The sequence below is a fragment of the Roseobacter sp. MED193 genome (assembly GCF_000152965.1).
GTDB lineage: Bacteria > Pseudomonadota > Alphaproteobacteria > Rhodobacterales > Rhodobacteraceae > Pseudophaeobacter.
In genome coordinates this window covers 54,116-69,629 of the sequence record NZ_AANB01000005.1, presented here as the reverse complement: position 1 = coordinate 69,629, position 15,514 = coordinate 54,116, and the positions used below count along the sequence as shown (strand labels likewise).

The following is a 15,514-nucleotide window of genomic DNA, read 5'->3' as shown; positions in this document are numbered from 1 at the left end:
GGGAAGCTGCCCGCGCTTAGTTCAGGACCTTAAAGGCAATGCGGCGGTTCTTTGCCCGGTTTTGGGCTGAGTTATTGGGAACCAGGGGGGTGGATTCTCCATAGCCCACCGACTGTAGACGGTCCCGCGCAATCCCTTTATCTGACAGGTAGCGGACGACCGAGCTTGCCCGTTTCTGACTGAGACGGGTGTTTGCGGCAGCGCTGCCCTTGTCATCCGTGTGACCCCCGACCTCAATCACCATTGCCGGGCAGCGGCTGATGATATCAAACAGGCTGTCCAGAAAGCTGGTGGAGCGTTGGTCCAGCCGCGAGGTTCCGGGCGCGAAGTTCACACTGCGGCTTTGTGACAGAATGTCAAAACGCCCAATGCAGGCCTCCCGACTGAAATCGCCCGCAGTTTCCAGTGCGGCTGTGGCGCCACTCACCGCTGGCACTGCGGCCAGAACCGGGGTGCCAGGGGCACGGCGATCAAAAGCAAGGTTCAGGTTCACAATGCCCAAAGGAGTGATCGTAACATTTGCCGCCTCCTGAAGCTTGTCTCGCCCTCCCATCAGGTTGAAATCTTCGAGTTGCAGGATGACAGGGTTGAGGGTTGAGATATTGATCCGGTCATTGCTGATCAGGGTGACTGCCACCTCCGCTTCCAGCTCGACCTCGACGCCATGCAGGGAGAGCGTAACCGGTAGGTTGATCACTTTACGCCGCAGGCTGGGCAAATCCTGGAGGGGCACAGGATCAAGAACAGCGGTCACCGTGGCCTCTGGGAAGGTGAAGGTTTCAAAGAACAAAAACCGCATGCGAACATTGCGCAGGTCGATTTTTGTATCAACAGAGTCCAGTGCGATGATCAATTGGGCCACGCCACGCTCGGTGATTTGACCGCTGATGGCAGCAAACTGGCTGGTTTCCGCGATTGTGTCTTTCTTCACCGACAAGAAGGTGATGGCGGAGGCCTCCGGGTCGAGCTGCCAGCCATGCTCAAAAGGGTCCGCCGCCAGCGCAGGCTGCGCGATGAAATAGAATAAGACTAGGAGCGGGCGAAGAAACTGGCGTACCATGGCAAAATACTCATACTAGAAAGATCAATTAGGGTTGCCCCGAAGGTGACTGAAAACTGGGCGCCTGTGACGATTAACGAAAATCCTAGGGTAAAATGCAAGGATTGCGTAGCTTCGGCCTGTAAAAACCTCGATTCTGTGAGGTGTCCCCTTGGGACAGAATATTTGGAGAGTAACTGTTGTGACTGGTTTCTGGGCGAGCTGCCTCTTTCGCATTGTTGTGCTGGTAGCACTGCTGACGGGTGCGGCGCGGGCCTCTGAAGATGACGCGCGTCTCGCGCTGGTCATCGGTAATGCGTCTTATGGAAGTGTATCTGCGCTGGATAATCCGGTGAATGATGCTCAAATGATTTCTCAAACTTTGCAGGGCCTGGGCTTTAGTGTCACCATGGCGGTTGATCTCGGCCAGACAAAGATGAAGCGGGCCATCGCGCAGTTCGGTCGAGACCTGCGCGCGGCCGGGTCAGAGGCCACGGGGCTGTTTTACTACGCGGGCCACGGTGTGCAGAGCTTTGGCAACAACTACCTGCTGCCGGTGGATGTTGCGCTGGCGGATGCTGCTGATCTGGATCTGATGGCGGTTGAAGCGCAGACGGTACTGCGACAGATGGCTTCGGCTCGTAATCGGACCAATCTGGTGATCCTGGATGCCTGTCGGAACAATCCTTTTGAAAATGTGCCTGAACTGAACGAAAGCGGGCTTGCAGAAATGAAAGCCCCAACCGGAACCTTCCTGGCCTATGCCACCGCGCCGGGCGGGGTGGCCTTGGACGGGCAGGGGGAAAACAGTCCCTTTACCCAGGCTGTGGTCGAACAGATCGTGGTGCCGGGGCAGCCGATTGAACAGGCGTTCAAAGAAGTGCGCCGCGCGGTGCTGGCACAGAGTGGGGGACAACAGACACCCTGGGATACCTCCTCTTTGGTGAGCGATTTCATGTTCGTCGAGGCGCCTGAAAGCCCGATTTTGACCGTTGCTGAAACCGAGGAATTGCAGCTCTGGCGCTCGGTCCGGTCCGCGCGGGACCCGGTACAGCTGATGCTGTTCTTGCGGGGCTATCCTGATGGAAGTTTTGCCGATGAGGCCCGCAGGTTGTTGGCAGACGTCATGGCTGAAGAGCTTTCTGTTGGATCTGCTGCACCGAAGGAAACGACCTCAGCTCCGGCTGCTCCGGATGCAACTGAAACAGCCCTGTTCAAAGCGGCGCAAGAAGACGGATCTCTGGCGGGGTATGAAGCCTATTTGCAAAGCTACCCCACTGGAACATATGCTGAAATAGCCACAACGGAAATTGCAGCATTGCAGGCTGGGCAAAGCACAGATCCAGTTGGCGAGGGCGTGGAAAACGACACCGCAGTGGCAACTCCGGAACCCGAAGCTGTGCCGCGCCACAAGGAAGCTGGCCCTGTGACCTTTGTCAGCCCTCTGGAGTCTGACCTGGAGACGATTAGCGGCCGCAGCCTGGCAGAGCTTATTGAACAAACGCCTTTGTTTCCTCCGGTTGAAGGTCTGCCAGAAAGTTACTGGAAAACCCAGACCTGCAGTTCGTGCCATCAATGGACCCAAGAGCGCCTGTGTACCCAGGCCAATACCTATCTGAGCCTGAACATGCAGCGATCTCTGAGCAAACAACACCCTTTTGGTGGTGTGATGAAACGAAGCCTGAAATCCTGGGCTGCGGGGGGATGTCAGTAGTTTGACACCTTAGTCAGAGTGGCATTGGTTCGGTGGGGCTTTGACAGCGGGCATTTCAGGCTGAAAACGGGGGGCTCCCGCCCAAGACCGGTCAATCAAAGATCGACCAATCTCGGTTGGGCCTGGCAGCATGCCCTTGGCATGCTGCAGTGCCTCAGTTTGCCTGAGTTTCCACGAGGAAGTAGACCCATTCCCCCTTGAAATCGGCATCTTCGCCACGTTTCTCTGCGACTTTGCGGCGCAGAAAATCCAGATAGGGAGCAGCAGGTTCGCTGAGAGGGCGGAGGCCCTCATAGAGGGGGGTGGACGCTGCAAAAGCCACGGCGATCTCCTGGCCATAGGGTGGTCCGACGGTAATGCGCAAACCTGGATCTTCGGGTGTCTTTGCGCCAACCCGCTGGGGGCTCTTGGGGGCGGCCAGTTTCAGGGGAATATGCGCATTGGGGCTGAGATGGATAACATCGCCTGCGGCGTCAAAGTAATCGACATAGAGATAGGCCGGATAATCGGGCGCTGTCAGGTCAAAGTAGAGTTGTTCACCGCCGGAATAGCCCAGAACGCGGGCCTGTGCATCGGGCCCAAGCAGCAGCGGGTTGGTAATCTGATCTGTACTTTGTGGCAGACCAACGGAGGAGATCCCGCTGAGCGCGCCACACTGCGGGCGCGGCAACAGCCGCATTTTGTCTGACAGGGCAATATCCCGCCCCATCTGGCCCTGCAGGGCAGCTAAAATCGGCTGGCGCAGGGCGTCTTCGGGCAGATGGCCCCGTAACTCCAGCGTGGCAGTTTCGGGATCAAAGACCACTTGCAGGCGGGAACAGGGCACCGCTGCCAGCAAACCTGCGACACCATCGCGAAGCCCTGCAGCTTGGCTGGTTGGATCGCCAGGTCTGGTGAAGCTTTGAAAGGCTGCGATTGAGGCGGGATCAAGGTCTTTGGTTGCATCGCCCTGAAAGGCCAAGGCGGCGGTAATGGCTTCTGCTTGCGGTTGGCTTTCTGGGGCGTGTTGGGGCGCGGTGGCAGCCTCTGCAAGGGGCTGGGTTGGGGCGATACTGGTCTGTGTCACATGGGCAAGCGCCTGTGGAGAGGTAGCACTGGCATCGGTCGGGTTTTGCGCCGCGGCAGTGACTACATTCGACGCAGGGGTTTGCACCAGAGCTGCGGGCAGTTCGGGGCGTTGGGCTTGCAGGGTTTGAGCCGCTGCCGGGCGCTCTGACAGGGGCTGAGCCTCTACGGGACGGGTCGGGACAGGCTGTGCAAGGGCAGGGCGGGCTGACACGGGCTGGCTGGGAGCGAGGCGCACTGGCGCGGGTTCTCCTGAGGCGACACGGGCGACTGCGGGCTGTGGTTTTGGGATCTGAGAAGAGGTGGTGACGCCTTGGGGCGCTCTGCTGGCGATTTGGTCGCCCTGGCTTGGTGCCGCTGTAACGGGGAGCAGGGCGGGGGAGCTGGGGCGTGCTGAGGTTTCCTGCACTGCCCCAGCGCCTAGGCTATCGCCTTGCGCTGAAATCTGTTTTCCGCGTTCTGGGTTGGCCCTTTGCTCCTGTGCCCGACTGCGTGCAACCTGTTGCGATTCCATCGTCAGGGCGCTTTCCGGACTTGGTTGCTGGACCACAGGGTCAGGCGCCAGAAATGGAATAAGGCCTGCCAGAACCCCAAGATGCGCGGAGGCAGAGGCGGCAATCCCCAGGGCCCAGAGGCTGACACCGGGTGAGCGATTTTCTGGGTCCAAACTATGCGCCGCTGGTTTCACGGGCGCCCACCCGATGCTGCGGACCGTTCCGGTGTCACCACAAGGATGACGTCAAGGATACCCAGGCCCTCTGCTTGGCTGACAAAGGGCAGAACATGGCGCAGATCCGTGTCACGATGGGCATTGATGCGCAGACGCAGGTCAGGGTCCTTGACCAATTCGACAGTCAGTTTAGAGGCAAGGGTTTCAGCGGCAATTGCACGACCATCCAGGGCCAGATCACCCATCGGGGAGATCGCCAAGGTGACACCGCCTGCGGGCATGTCACGACCTGTCTGAGCATGCGGAGGGGCAACGTCAAAGGGGGCAGTGGCATCCATGCGCCCAATCAGCATAAAGAACACCAACAGAAAAAACACCACGTCGATCAATGCGATAATGGTCTCGGATTGAGGCCTGGTGCTGGCGCGTTTTAGCTTCATTGCCGGGCCTCCAGGCGCAAGACGCGCATGTTTTGCATGCCTGCTGTCGCGGCGAGATCCATCACCGTAATCAAAGCCTGAGTAGAGGCGGCTCCTGAGGGCAAAATGACCAGCTGCGTCAGGGGATCTTTGGCCAGGGCCTGATCCAGAACCCGGTTCAGATCTCGGGGGGACAGCGTTTCGCCGCGCAGACTAGGCTGACCATCCGCCTGTATGCGGATCATCAGGCGCACATCAGGCGCACTGTCAGACCTGGCGCTGCCTTCACCGGGGCGCAGGGCTGGGATCATATCGAGGTTGAGATAGGTTGATGTCACCATGAAGAACACCAAAAGGATCAACATCACGTCGATCATCGGCACCAACGAGATCAGGGCCTGGGGGCGGGCGCGACGGTTGAGCACCATCAGGATATGCTCCTGCCGTTATCTGGCATGATCCGCCAACATCAACTGGCCGACAGCGCTTTCTATCAGCATTGCGGCGTGATCAATGCGGGCAGAAAACAGCCCCGCCGCAATGGCCGCAGGAATAGCGACAACCAGGCCAGCAGCGGTGGTGAGCAAGGCCTGCCAGATCCCCCCGGCCAGCACCGAGGCATTGGCGGCACCCTGTGCCAGTTCCAACTCCTGAAACGATTGGATCATACCCAAAACGGTGCCCAGCAACCCCAGCAGCGGAGAGACCATCGCGATGAGCTCCAACAGCCGGATCAGCCCATTCATGCCTTGGATTTCTTCATTGCCGCGTCGCTCCAGTTCAGAGGTCAGCACCGGGCCTTTCAGCCCCCCTTGCATCGCGCTCATGGCGAAATGCAGGATCCTGTCAGCAGGAGATTTTCCCGATGCAACCTTGGCCTGAGCTCCGTGTTTATCGCCGCCCCGCCAAAGCTCAATCGCGGCCTGGCGTTGGTCTTTGCCCGAGGTCACCGGCCAAAGCTGCGCCAGCTTCACCGCGATCAGGGTGAGCGAGAGCAGCGAGATCACCGCCAAGAGCGCGATGATCGGCCCTCCGGTGGTGAGGTTTTGCAAAATTGCTCCCATTGTTATTTCACCAGTTTGGCACTGGCGCGCGAGCCCAGAGTAAGGATCGCAAAACAATCCATTTCAGCCTCGTTTTGTGGCTGGCAGGCGGTCACATCATGGAGCAGGATCTCTGAGATATTGCTGCAGGAAATCTCAGGAACCTCAAACAGTTTCAAGGTTGTACGCTGGACCGGTAGGGGGGAGGCATCCACCGAGAGCAACCGGTCGATAACGCCCTGACCATCCAGAATGGCCAGCGACATTTCAAAGCCGGCAAAGCTTTTTCCTGTTTGATTGCGAAACAGGAAAAAGGCGCGACACCCGCCGCTGTCGATCTCTTCCATCTTGTTCAGCTCGACCAAAAGCGGCCCGGTTTCGGCTCTGCTGAACTGCGGAAGCATGACCAGCAGGACAATGGCTAAACTACGGCTCATGACGGAAAGAAAAGAGGAGGTGAAGGGCATCGCGGTCTCCGGGTTTGCAAGGGATCTGTGTTAAGTCTCAATCTTATCTATGTGTTCCGGTGGCTTGGGCCTGGGGGTGATCAAACCAAAGAGGTCAGGGCCTTTTCGATCTTGTCCATCGCGTCTCGGGCACCGTTCAAATCACGTTGTTTCAACAATCTTGCGGCTTTGTGGATGGCCTGGGTCAACCGATCACGGGCCGGTCCGGGGGCGCGGGCCACATGCGCCTGCAAACCCTGCGCCCGTTTGACCTGCGCCCCAAGTGAGCGCTGATCGGATTCGCGCTGGCCGCGTTTGAGGGTGGTTTCTTCGTCTTCGCGATCCTTGCCCAAAGCGGCCAGGGCGCGTTCTATCACCAGCACCAGGGTTTCGGCTTCTTGCAAGCGCCCCGCATTGATGAGGGAAACGGATTTGCCCAGGGCGCGGTTCAGTTTCAGTTCCAACGGTCCAGGGGCCAGAGCGATTCGCGGTTGAATGCGTTTCAGTCGGCGCTTGAGCGGCTCTATGGCGCTGGCGTCAATTCCCGGCGCGGAAATATCACTGGCATCGGCATTTTGCGCGGCGGCGTCTGTTGCAGAGTCAGGTTTGAGACTGTCGAGCGTATTGCCGCCATCGTCTAGGAACAAAACATTCACTTTGGGACGGTTGGCTTTCATAAACCGTTTGAGCTGCAACAGCATTTGCGTCGGGGCCTGCTCGCAGGTCATTTCCATCTGGTCACCCTGTACAACATAGGTTCCCCAGAGCACCGGAGGCTTGCCGCCGGCCTGCTTCAGAGGCGCGCGCAGGGTCTCTGGTTTGCTGCCGGGTTGTATCATCATCAAGGGGTCCTTGAGCGGATCCAGACAGAAAGCAAAGCTCGTCCGCCGCTTGGTACCTTCACGTACCATGGCCCGAATTTCGTCACCAGTAACACGGTCTGCACACATGATAACCACTCACAAAAAGGTGCAAAAACAATTGACTTTAAGATGGCGATAAGGCTCACTCCACGTCAAGTTATTGTTTTGTGAGTGGCGCACCTGGGGTCGCTGCATGTCTGTACGTTGATATGGTATGTGGTTTTCCAGATGGCGCTTGACCTGATTATTGGGGGGTCAGTCGTATGGATTTGGCTGTGTTATTACAGTCCATGGAGGAGGACGCCCCGAGTGGCGATAACCTCGTGTATGACCCGGCCTTTGCCGAAATGGAGCGTGCGGCTCAGCCCAGCAAAGATGACAGTGGCCAAACCAATCCACCGGATTATCCTACAGTAGAAGAAAAGGCGCTTGAGGTCCTTGAACGTAGCCACGAGCTGCGCGCTGCAGTGTTTTTGGCGGAGGCTTTGCTGCTACGCGGCGAGCTGGTGAGTTTTGCAGATGTGACCAGCTATATGCGCGGCTGTCTGGAGCAGTTCTGGGAGACCTGCCACCCGGAACTGGATGAGGACGACGGCGATCCGATCATGCGGATCAATGCGGTGCAGGGTCTGTGCGGTCAACCGGATGGCATGGCGGGTCCATCTGCGGTCTATAGTGCTGTGCGCCGCGTGCATCTGAGCGACAGTCGCAACTTTGGTCGGTTCTCCGTGCGCGATATCGAAATCGCCGAGGGGCAGATGAGCGCGCCTGAGGATATGGATACGATCCCGGATCAAGCCTCTATCGCTGCCGCCTTCCAGGACAGCGATGATGACTTTATCGCGGCACGTCTGGCAGCGGTTGAGCTGGCAGAGGAAAACATCAGGGCAATCTCGGATGTGTTCTCAGAACAGACACCGGGGCAGGGGCCGGAACTGGACCCTCTGGTGAAACTGCTGCGCCAAATGGCAAAGCGGCTGCGGGACTATGGTAATCTGGGTGATAGCAGTGTGGCTGAGGACAGTGACGCTGCCGAGGAAACAGAGGCGGTCGAGGCTGCACCTGCCGCGGGCGGTGTTGCACGGGTTGCAGCCCCCGGTGCCATTAATTCGCCCACGGATGTGGCGAACACTCTGGATCGCATTATCGCTTATTATCAGCGGGAAGAACCCTCTAGTCCGCTACCGCTGCTGTTGGAGCGGGCCAAGCGGCTGGTGGGGGCCGACTTCCTCACGATTGTGAATGATATGGCGCCGCGTGGGCTGGAGAATGTTCAGCTGATCGGTGGCCTGGAGGACGACGACTAGGGGGAGGCAAGGTGCTTTTCGTCCTGGGGTGATCCGGGAACAGGGGTCTTTGTCCAGTTAGATTACGAGTTAAGGAGAGCTAGATGGCTGGAAGTGCACAAAAATTTGTTGGCCGCAATCGGGCGCCACGGGTCCAGATCGAATATGATGTGGAACTTTACGGCGCTGAAAAGAAGGTTCAGCTGCCCTTTGTCATGGGTGTTCTGGCTGATCTGACCGGGAAATCCGAGGTTGAGCAACCCTCTGTTGCGGATCGCAAGTTTCTCGAGATCGATGTCGATAACTTTGACAAACGGATGAAATCCATGGCCCCGCGCGCGGCCTTTACCGTGCCCAATACGCTGACCGGCGAAGGCAATATGGCGGTGGATATCACCTTTGAAAGCATGGATGATTTCAAACCTGCTGCCATCGCTGCCAAGGTTGCGCCGCTCAAAGAGCTGTTGGATGCCCGCACCCAGCTCAGCAACCTGATGACCTATATGGATGGCAAGACCGGTGCTGAGGATCTTATCACCAAAATCATGCAGGATCCCAGCCTGCTGAAAACCCTGGCAGCCCAGCCCAAACCCGGCGGTGACGCCGGTGGTGAGACGGAATAAGGAGGGATAAAATGGCAGACGAAGCACTCCAAACCGAAGCCGCCCCGGCAGAAGCCGCATTTGGCTCCAGCGAATTTGCAAACCTGTTGCAAAAGGAATTCCGTCCCAAGTCGGATCAGGCGAAGACCGCCGTCGAAAGCGCGGTGAAAACCCTGGCGGAACAGGCGCTGGCAAATACCGGTCTGATCTCTGATGACGCGCTGCGCTCCATTGAGAGCATCGTCGCTGAGATCGACAAAAAGCTGACCGAACAGGTCAATCTGATCCTGCACAACAAAGAGTTCCAGCAACTCGAGAGTGCCTGGCGCGGGTTGCACTATCTGGTGAACAACACCGAAACCGACGAGATGCTGAAGATCCGGGTGATCCCGATCACCAAAAAGGAACTGGGCAAGAGTCTGGCCAAATACAAAGGCACGGCGATGGATCAATCGCCGATCTTCAAAAAGCTCTATACCGAAGAATTCAGCCAGTTGGGGGGTGAGCCCTACGGCTCCCTTGTGGCAGATTTCCACTTTGATCATTCGCCGCCGGATATTGAACTTCTGGGTGAGATGTCCAAGATCGCAGCAGCAGCCCATGCGCCCTTGATCACTGGGGCAGAGCCTTCGCTGTTCCAGATGGACAGCTGGTCCGAGCTGTCGAACCCGCGCGACTTGACCAAGATCTTCCAAACACCGGAATACGCTGCTTGGCGGTCCCTGCGGGAAAGCGAAGACTCAAAATATGTTGGTCTCGCGATGCCGCGCTTCCTGGGGCGGATGCCCTATGGGTCCAAGACGGACCCAGTAGATGAATTTGCCTTTGAGGAAGACACCACCGGTGCTGAGAGCGATAAGTATTCCTGGGTCAATGCCGCCTACGGCATGGCCACGAATATCACCCGTTCCTTCAAATCCTATGGCTGGTGTTCGCGCATTCGTGGTGTGGAAAGTGGCGGTACGCTGGAACAGCTGCCCTCGCATACTTTCCCAACAACGGACGGCGGCGTGGATCAGAAATGCCCCACGGAGATTGCCATCGATGATCGCCGCGAGGCAGAGCTTGCCAAGAATGGCATGATGCCGCTTTTGCATCGCAAAAACACCGATGTGGCGACATTCATGGGCGCGCAATCCCTGCACAAGCCCACCGAATATGACGACCCGGATGCAACGGCGAACGCTAATCTCGGCGCGCGTTTGCCCTATCTTTTTGCCACCTGCCGGTTTGCCCACTACCTGAAATGTATGGTGCGCGATAAGGTCGGGTCGTTCAAAAGCCGTCAGGACATGGAATCCTGGCTGCAGAACTGGATCAACAATTACGTTGATTTTAATGCCGATATCTCTTCGGAGAATGAAAAGGCGCGCAAACCTCTGGCGGCTGCGGAAGTCGTGGTCGAAGAGGTCGAGGGCAATCCGGGTTATTACAGCTCAAAATTCTTTCTGCGCCCGCACTATCAGCTAGAGGGCCTTTCGGTTTCTCTGCGACTGGTGTCGAAACTGCCTTCGGAAAAAGGGGGCTAACAACCACTCCTGCCTCTGAATTTGTCAATGAGTTAAGTTTTGAAAGGATAGCAAAATGGCTGCTAGCATGTTTGTGGAAATCTCGGATATCGAGGGTGATGCCACAGAAGACAAACACAAGAAATGGATCGTCATTCAATCGGCGAACTGGAATGTTGAACGCGCTGTTGAGATGACAGATCTTGGATCGACACAGCGGATGCATGCCAATTCCAACTTTGGCAAGATCGAACTGACCTCCCAGATGGGCAAGGCTTCTAACGAGCTGGCGAAATCTGTGGCGAACGGGACTGTGCGCCCCGAAATCATCATGCATTGGTGTCGTTCGGGGGATGCACAGGCTGAGGGTCTGCTGGAATATTCCATCTGGAAGCTGAAGGACGTTGTGATCGACAGCTATTCGATTTCCGCCAGCGAGGATGGCATTCCGGAGGAGACATGGTCACTGGCCTATGCCGCGATAGAGCATACCTATAAGTCCACCAACCAAAAAACGGGCAAGTTGGAAAATCCGATTGTTTTCCAATGGAACGTTCAAACCGGCAAGTTCGAATATTGATTTGCACCACCCCGGGCGTGGCATCACGCCCGGGGTTTTTATTGTTTTGTTATGACATGTTTGACATGGCGGAGTTTTGCCCATGACCCCAGAAGAGCATTTGCGCGCCGGTGATCCGGAGCAGGCTCTCGCAGCGCTGCAAGAGCAGGTCCGCGCCGACCCCTCTAACGCCAAACTGCGGATATTCCTGTTTCAGCTGCTCTGTATCCTGGGGGATTGGAAACGCGCTGTTGCGCAGCTGCGGTTGAGCGCTGAATTGGACGCAGGTGCCACGGTCATGGCGCAGGCCTACCGCGAGGCGATCCTCTGTGAAGTCTACCGTGAAAAGGTTTTCAAGGGCGAAAAAGACCCGCTGATCCTGGGTGAGCCAGAGGCCTGGCTGGCGCAGTTGATCGAGGCGCAAAAAATGCTGGCGCAGGGGAATACGGATCAAGCGACTGCCCTGCGTGAAGCAGCCTATGAGGCAGCGCCAACAACAGCGGGCACCGTGAACGGCACCGCGTTTGATTGGATTGCCGATGCTGACATGCGTCTTGGGCCGGTGCTTGAGGTGATCCTTAACGGGCGCTATTTCTGGCTCCCCTTTACGCAGATTCAAAGTCTCGAAATCGATGCGCCTTCGGATCTGCGCGATACTGTCTGGATGGCGGGCACATTGACCCTGGCCAATGAGGGCGCGCTGGCGGTTCTGATCCCGACGCGCTACCCGGGCAGCGAAAAGGCAGATGCCGGCGCCAAGCTGGCGCGCGCGACCAATTGGCAAGAGCTGGACGGAGGCACCTATACTGGCCTTGGGCAGCGGCTGTTGACCATTGGTGAGAAAGACTTTCCGCTGATGGATATTCGGCAGCTGAAGATTGGCACGCAGGACGAACCGGATGGCTGACAAGATGCTTGCCGAACGCCTGCAACCCTCGCTTTTGGACCGGCTGACAGACAACAATCCAACAGACCGCAAAGAAACACGCGACAGTCGGGTCATTGATTTGAACCGGTTGCGTGAGATCATTCAACGGGATCTGTCCTGGTTGCTCAACACGCAGAACGCCGGCCATCAGATTGATGCGGATCGCTACCCGATGGCGGCGGCTTCGGTGCTGAATTTTGGCTTGAGCGAGGTCACAGGCGAATTCAGCACCACTGAAAAAGCCGAGAAGATCCGCCGCGCTATCGAACAGGCTGTGACCAGTTTTGAGCCGCGCATTATTGAGGGCACGGTGGATGTGCAGTTGATCGGTGATGTGGATGTGGCAGGCATGACTATCGGTCTGGATATTCGCGCAGATATGTGGGCCCAGCCCCTGCCGCTGGAATTATACCTGCGCAGCAAGGTCGATGTGACCACGGGTGAGGTCAAGATGGAAAGGGGGCTCTAGCCATGGATACCCGCCTCTTGGGCCACTATGAGAATGAGCTGAACTATCTGCGCGACATGGGCGCGGAGTTTGCGGCGGCCTACCCCAAGATCGCCTCGCGGCTGGGTATGGAGGGGGTCGAGGTTCTTGACCCCTATGTGGAGCGCCTGCTCGAAGGCGTGGCCTTCTTGTCCGCCCGTGTGCAGTTGGAGCTGGAGCTTCAGTATCCCAATTTCACTTCAAACCTGCTTGAGATCATCTACCCGCATTATCTGGCACCGACGCCATCGATGATGATTGCGCATTTTGAGCCTGACCCAACCAATTCCGCTGTCAAAAGCGGCTATGTGATGCCACGAAATTCGGTTCTGCGCTCGCGCTTGAATGAGGGGGAGCAGACGCCATGTGAATTCCGCACCGCCGCAGATCTGACGCTCTGGCCGGTGGAAATCTCCGAGGCGCAGTATATTGACGGGCGGGGCGATCTGGTCGCTGCAGGTGTCGCAACCGGGTATGAGGCCCGCGCCGGCATTCGCCTGCGTCTCAAACGCTCTGATGGCGAAGCGCTGCGTGATCTCGATATGGATCGGTTGCAGATCTATCTGGGCAGTGCAGCTGGCAACAGCTGGCCCTTGCTTGAGCTGCTCTGTACCCAGGTCCAGGGCATTGTGGCGCGCTCAACCGACCGTCGGGCCGATTGGCACCTGCCGCTGCCTGAGGGGCGCATCGTACAGAAAGGGTTTTCGCGCGACGAAGCACTGTTGCCCGTTCCGGCAAGGGTCTTTGATGGCTATCGTTTGTTGCAGGAATTCTTTGCCATGCCCGAACGGTTTCGCTTTGTTGAATTGCAGGGGCTGCGTCCGGCCTTGCAAAAGGCAGAAGGTTCGGAACTGGACCTCTACATTCCGCTTCGCGAAGGTATGCGCGATATCGCGCCCGTGGTGATGCCCGAGGTCTTCCAACTAAATTGTATTCCTGCGGTGAACCTGTTCGAAAAACGCTGTGACCGGGTGCGCATGACCGTGCGTAATACCGAACATCAGGTGGTTCCCAATCGGACGGCGGGTTTGGATTTTGAAATCTACGCCCTGAAAAAGGTCACTGGTATCAGCGGCGAAGGTGCTGATGACGTGGTGTTTCGCCCCTTCTACTCAGCGGATGATTTCACCGCAGCGGGTGAAACGCATCCAGCCTATTACACCTTGAAGCGGCGCATGCGGGAGCGCTCGGAAAAAGAGCGTCTGCGCGGTGTGCGTTCGTCCTATTTGGGGTCAGAGGTCTACCTGACCTTGGTAGACCGCTCGCAAGCGCCCTATGGGCCGGATCTGGAGCAATTGGCGGTTCAGGCGCTCTGCACCAATCGCGATTTGCCGCTCTTACTGGCGACCGGGAACGAGAATGTTTTTCATCTGCCCGAAGGCGGGCCAGTGAGGCAGATCAACCTGCCAATTTCACCCACCCGCCCTCATCCTTCCTTGGGGCAGGGTGATACGGCTTGGCGGCTGATTTCACATCTGAGCCTCAACTATGTTTCGATTGCTGACAGCGGCCGGGGCAATGCTGCAGAGGCCCTGCGTGAGCTGGTTGGGCTCTATGCGCCGCTGGGAAATCGGGTGACCGAAAAGCAGCTGGAAGGCATTGTTTCCGTTTCCAGCCGCCCCATCGTGCGCCGGATGAGCGACGAGATTTTGTCGACTGCAGTGCGCGGCATGGAAATCTCTATCGGCTTTGACGAAAGCTTCTTTGAAGGCAGCAATATCTATGCGTTGGGGGCTGTATTGGAGCGGTTCTTTCATGGCTACGCCAGCATTAATTCATTTACCGAAACGGTTCTGACAACCGAAAAACGAGGGGAAATCGCCAGATGGCGTCCGCAAAAGGGTCTGGGCCGAATGATTTGAGCCTCTTTGACCGTCTGGTTGAAGCCCCTGAGGAACACCATGTTTTTCAGGCCCTTAGGGTATTGGAAGCACATTATTCTGATGCGCCGCGATTGGGTGAGAGCCGCCGCCCCCGGCAAGATCCGCTGCGCCTGGGCCAAGAGGCCGAGCTGGCCTTTCCTCCCTCCTCGATTGCCGATTTTACCCCCGCGACCAAAGAAGGGCCCGCGCGGCTGACCAATCGGTTTTTTGGTCTCTTTGGGCCGCAGGGCCCGCTGCCGCTGCATCTGACCGAATATGCGCGCGATCGTAAACGCAACCATCGCGACCCCACTATGGTGGGTTTTGCTGATATGTTGACGCACCGGATGATGTCGCTGCTCTATCGTGCCTGGGCAGAGGGCGCGCCTGCGGTGAGTTTTGATCGCGATGAAGACCCTTTGGCGGACCGTGTGGCAGCGCTTGCGGGCTATCATGGCAAGGGGTTGCAGAACCGTGATGACATGCCGGATCTGGCCAAGCTGCATTTCACTGGGATTCTGGGGCAGGGGACCAAAACACCTGCCGGACTTGTGGCGATCTTGTCGGACTTTTTCCAGGTGCCAGTACAGCTGGAGGAATTCGTGGGCAGCTGGCTGCAGCTGGAACCCGATGACCGCTGGCAGATGGGCCGGGGGCAGGGGGGCTTGGGCCAAAGCACCAGCCTGGGAGAAAAGGTCTGGAGCCGTTCGGCCAAGTTTCGCCTGCGTATCGGCCCGCTGAACCTGCAGGATTACGAGCGGCTGTTGCCGGGTGGCGCGGCGCTGGACCGCCTGCGCGCGATTGTGCGCAGCTATGTGGGTGATTTCCTGGACTGGGATGTGAACCTTGTTCTGGCAGGCGATGCCGTGCCCCGGGCGAGCCTTGGAGGCACAACGCGGCTTGGCCATACCAGCTGGATCCGCAGCCGACCTGACCCAGACATAGACCAGCCAGATGTTGAAGATTTGTTTTTGTACCCCGGCAGCAGCTCGGGGAATTAAGAGTGCCTATAGGGAGTGAAAT

Annotated in this window: 16 protein-coding genes; 9 read left to right on the top strand and 7 right to left on the bottom strand. The window is 57.6% G+C overall.

The window, feature by feature from the left end:
- Nucleotides 1-16: 16 nt before the first annotated feature.
- Nucleotides 17-1,060, bottom strand: a complete 1,044-nt coding sequence (locus tag MED193_RS00305; RefSeq protein ID WP_009807612.1) for an OmpA family protein — start codon at nucleotides 1,058-1,060, stop codon at nucleotides 17-19.
- 181 nt (nucleotides 1,061-1,241) lie between these two features.
- Between MED193_RS00305 and MED193_RS00300 the strand changes: the two genes are divergently transcribed.
- Nucleotides 1,242-2,753: a caspase family protein gene (locus MED193_RS00300; protein ID WP_009807611.1), complete on the top strand. Its 1,512-nt coding sequence runs from the start codon at nucleotides 1,242-1,244 to the stop codon at nucleotides 2,751-2,753.
- Nucleotides 2,754-2,907: 154 nt separating this feature from the next.
- On the opposite strand, the gene MED193_RS00295 is transcribed toward MED193_RS00300, so the two are convergent.
- The 6 genes from MED193_RS00295 to MED193_RS00270 form a co-directional block, all read right to left on the bottom strand.
- On the bottom strand, nucleotides 2,908-4,506 hold the full coding sequence (locus MED193_RS00295) for a DUF4384 domain-containing protein (protein ID WP_009807610.1): 1,599 nt from the start codon (nucleotides 4,504-4,506) through the stop codon (nucleotides 2,908-2,910).
- Complete coding sequence (locus MED193_RS00290; RefSeq protein WP_009807609.1) at nucleotides 4,503-4,928, bottom strand: biopolymer transporter ExbD; 426 nt, start codon at nucleotides 4,926-4,928, stop codon at nucleotides 4,503-4,505. The genes MED193_RS00295 and MED193_RS00290 overlap by 4 nt, the downstream gene beginning before the upstream one ends.
- The gene (locus tag MED193_RS00285; protein WP_009807608.1) at nucleotides 4,925-5,335 is read right to left on the bottom strand and encodes a biopolymer transporter ExbD; all 411 of its coding nucleotides are present in this window, start codon (nucleotides 5,333-5,335) and stop codon (nucleotides 4,925-4,927) included. Before MED193_RS00285 ends, MED193_RS00290 begins: the two co-directional genes overlap by 4 nt.
- An 18-nt stretch (nucleotides 5,336-5,353) precedes the next feature.
- Entirely contained in the window at nucleotides 5,354-5,971 is a 618-nt protein-coding gene (locus MED193_RS00280) for a MotA/TolQ/ExbB proton channel family protein (RefSeq protein WP_009807607.1), read from the bottom strand.
- Nucleotides 5,972-5,973: 2 nt separating this feature from the next.
- The gene (locus MED193_RS00275; RefSeq protein ID WP_009807606.1) at nucleotides 5,974-6,417 is read right to left on the bottom strand and encodes a hypothetical protein; all 444 of its coding nucleotides are present in this window, start codon (nucleotides 6,415-6,417) and stop codon (nucleotides 5,974-5,976) included.
- Between the two features lie 80 nt (nucleotides 6,418-6,497).
- On the bottom strand, nucleotides 6,498-7,346 hold the full coding sequence (locus MED193_RS00270) for a hypothetical protein (protein WP_039965595.1): 849 nt from the start codon (nucleotides 7,344-7,346) through the stop codon (nucleotides 6,498-6,500).
- Nucleotides 7,347-7,522: 176 nt separating this feature from the next.
- On the opposite strand from MED193_RS00270, the gene tssA reads away from it, so the two are divergent.
- The 8 genes from tssA to tssG all read left to right on the top strand — a co-directional run bounded on the left by tssA (nucleotide 7,523) and on the right by tssG (nucleotide 15,492).
- Nucleotides 7,523-8,566: a type VI secretion system protein TssA gene (gene tssA / locus MED193_RS00265; RefSeq protein WP_009807604.1), complete on the top strand. Its 1,044-nt coding sequence runs from the start codon at nucleotides 7,523-7,525 to the stop codon at nucleotides 8,564-8,566.
- Between the two features lie 83 nt (nucleotides 8,567-8,649).
- Entirely contained in the window at nucleotides 8,650-9,168 is a 519-nt protein-coding gene (tssB, locus tag MED193_RS00260) for a type VI secretion system contractile sheath small subunit (RefSeq protein ID WP_009807603.1), read from the top strand.
- An 11-nt stretch (nucleotides 9,169-9,179) separates the two neighbouring features.
- Nucleotides 9,180-10,676 carry a type VI secretion system contractile sheath large subunit gene (gene tssC / locus MED193_RS00255; protein ID WP_009807602.1) on the top strand — a complete coding sequence of 499 codons (1,497 nt, stop codon included), beginning with the start codon at nucleotides 9,180-9,182 and terminating at the stop codon, nucleotides 10,674-10,676.
- A 55-nt stretch (nucleotides 10,677-10,731) separates the two neighbouring features.
- Complete coding sequence (locus MED193_RS00250; protein WP_039965592.1) at nucleotides 10,732-11,235, top strand: type VI secretion system tube protein Hcp; 504 nt, start codon at nucleotides 10,732-10,734, stop codon at nucleotides 11,233-11,235.
- Nucleotides 11,236-11,317: 82 nt separating this feature from the next.
- A complete protein-coding gene (locus tag MED193_RS00245) occupies nucleotides 11,318-12,121 on the top strand; it encodes a type VI secretion system accessory protein TagJ (RefSeq protein WP_009807600.1) in 804 nt (267 codons plus the stop codon).
- A complete protein-coding gene (tssE, locus tag MED193_RS00240) occupies nucleotides 12,114-12,611 on the top strand; it encodes a type VI secretion system baseplate subunit TssE (RefSeq protein WP_009807599.1) in 498 nt (165 codons plus the stop codon). The genes MED193_RS00245 and tssE overlap by 8 nt, the downstream gene beginning before the upstream one ends.
- Before the next feature lie 2 nt (nucleotides 12,612-12,613).
- Nucleotides 12,614-14,491 (top strand): type VI secretion system baseplate subunit TssF, encoded by a 1,878-nt coding sequence (gene tssF, locus MED193_RS00235; protein ID WP_009807598.1) that lies wholly within the window; start codon nucleotides 12,614-12,616, stop codon nucleotides 14,489-14,491.
- A complete protein-coding gene (tssG, locus tag MED193_RS00230) occupies nucleotides 14,455-15,492 on the top strand; it encodes a type VI secretion system baseplate subunit TssG (RefSeq protein ID WP_009807597.1) in 1,038 nt (345 codons plus the stop codon). Before tssF ends, tssG begins: the two co-directional genes overlap by 37 nt.
- The last annotated feature ends 22 nt before the right edge of the window (nucleotides 15,493-15,514 follow it).

Excerpts from the sequence above, each read along its gene's own strand:
- MED193_RS00305 (WP_009807612.1), bottom strand. The coding sequence starts at position 1,060 with ATGGTACGCCAGTTTCTTCGCCCGCTCCTAGTCTTATTCTATTTCATC.
- MED193_RS00290 (WP_009807609.1), bottom strand. The coding sequence starts at position 4,928 with ATGAAGCTAAAACGCGCCAGCACCAGGCCTCAATCCGAGACCATTATC.
- MED193_RS00285 (WP_009807608.1), bottom strand. The coding sequence starts at position 5,335 with ATGGTGCTCAACCGTCGCGCCCGCCCCCAGGCCCTGATCTCGTTGGTG.
- MED193_RS00280 (WP_009807607.1), bottom strand. The coding sequence starts at position 5,971 with ATGGGAGCAATTTTGCAAAACCTCACCACCGGAGGGCCGATCATCGCG.
- MED193_RS00275 (WP_009807606.1), bottom strand. The coding sequence starts at position 6,417 with ATGCCCTTCACCTCCTCTTTTCTTTCCGTCATGAGCCGTAGTTTAGCC.
- MED193_RS00270 (WP_039965595.1), bottom strand. The coding sequence starts at position 7,346 with ATGTGTGCAGACCGTGTTACTGGTGACGAAATTCGGGCCATGGTACGT.
- tssA (WP_009807604.1), top strand. The coding sequence starts at position 7,523 with ATGGATTTGGCTGTGTTATTACAGTCCATGGAGGAGGACGCCCCGAGT.
- tssB (WP_009807603.1), top strand. The coding sequence starts at position 8,650 with ATGGCTGGAAGTGCACAAAAATTTGTTGGCCGCAATCGGGCGCCACGG.
- tssC (WP_009807602.1), top strand. The coding sequence starts at position 9,180 with ATGGCAGACGAAGCACTCCAAACCGAAGCCGCCCCGGCAGAAGCCGCA.
- MED193_RS00250 (WP_039965592.1), top strand. The coding sequence starts at position 10,732 with ATGGCTGCTAGCATGTTTGTGGAAATCTCGGATATCGAGGGTGATGCC.
- MED193_RS00245 (WP_009807600.1), top strand. The coding sequence starts at position 11,318 with ATGACCCCAGAAGAGCATTTGCGCGCCGGTGATCCGGAGCAGGCTCTC.
- tssE (WP_009807599.1), top strand. The coding sequence starts at position 12,114 with ATGGCTGACAAGATGCTTGCCGAACGCCTGCAACCCTCGCTTTTGGAC.
- tssF (WP_009807598.1), top strand. The coding sequence starts at position 12,614 with ATGGATACCCGCCTCTTGGGCCACTATGAGAATGAGCTGAACTATCTG.
- tssG (WP_009807597.1), top strand. The coding sequence starts at position 14,455 with ATGGCGTCCGCAAAAGGGTCTGGGCCGAATGATTTGAGCCTCTTTGAC.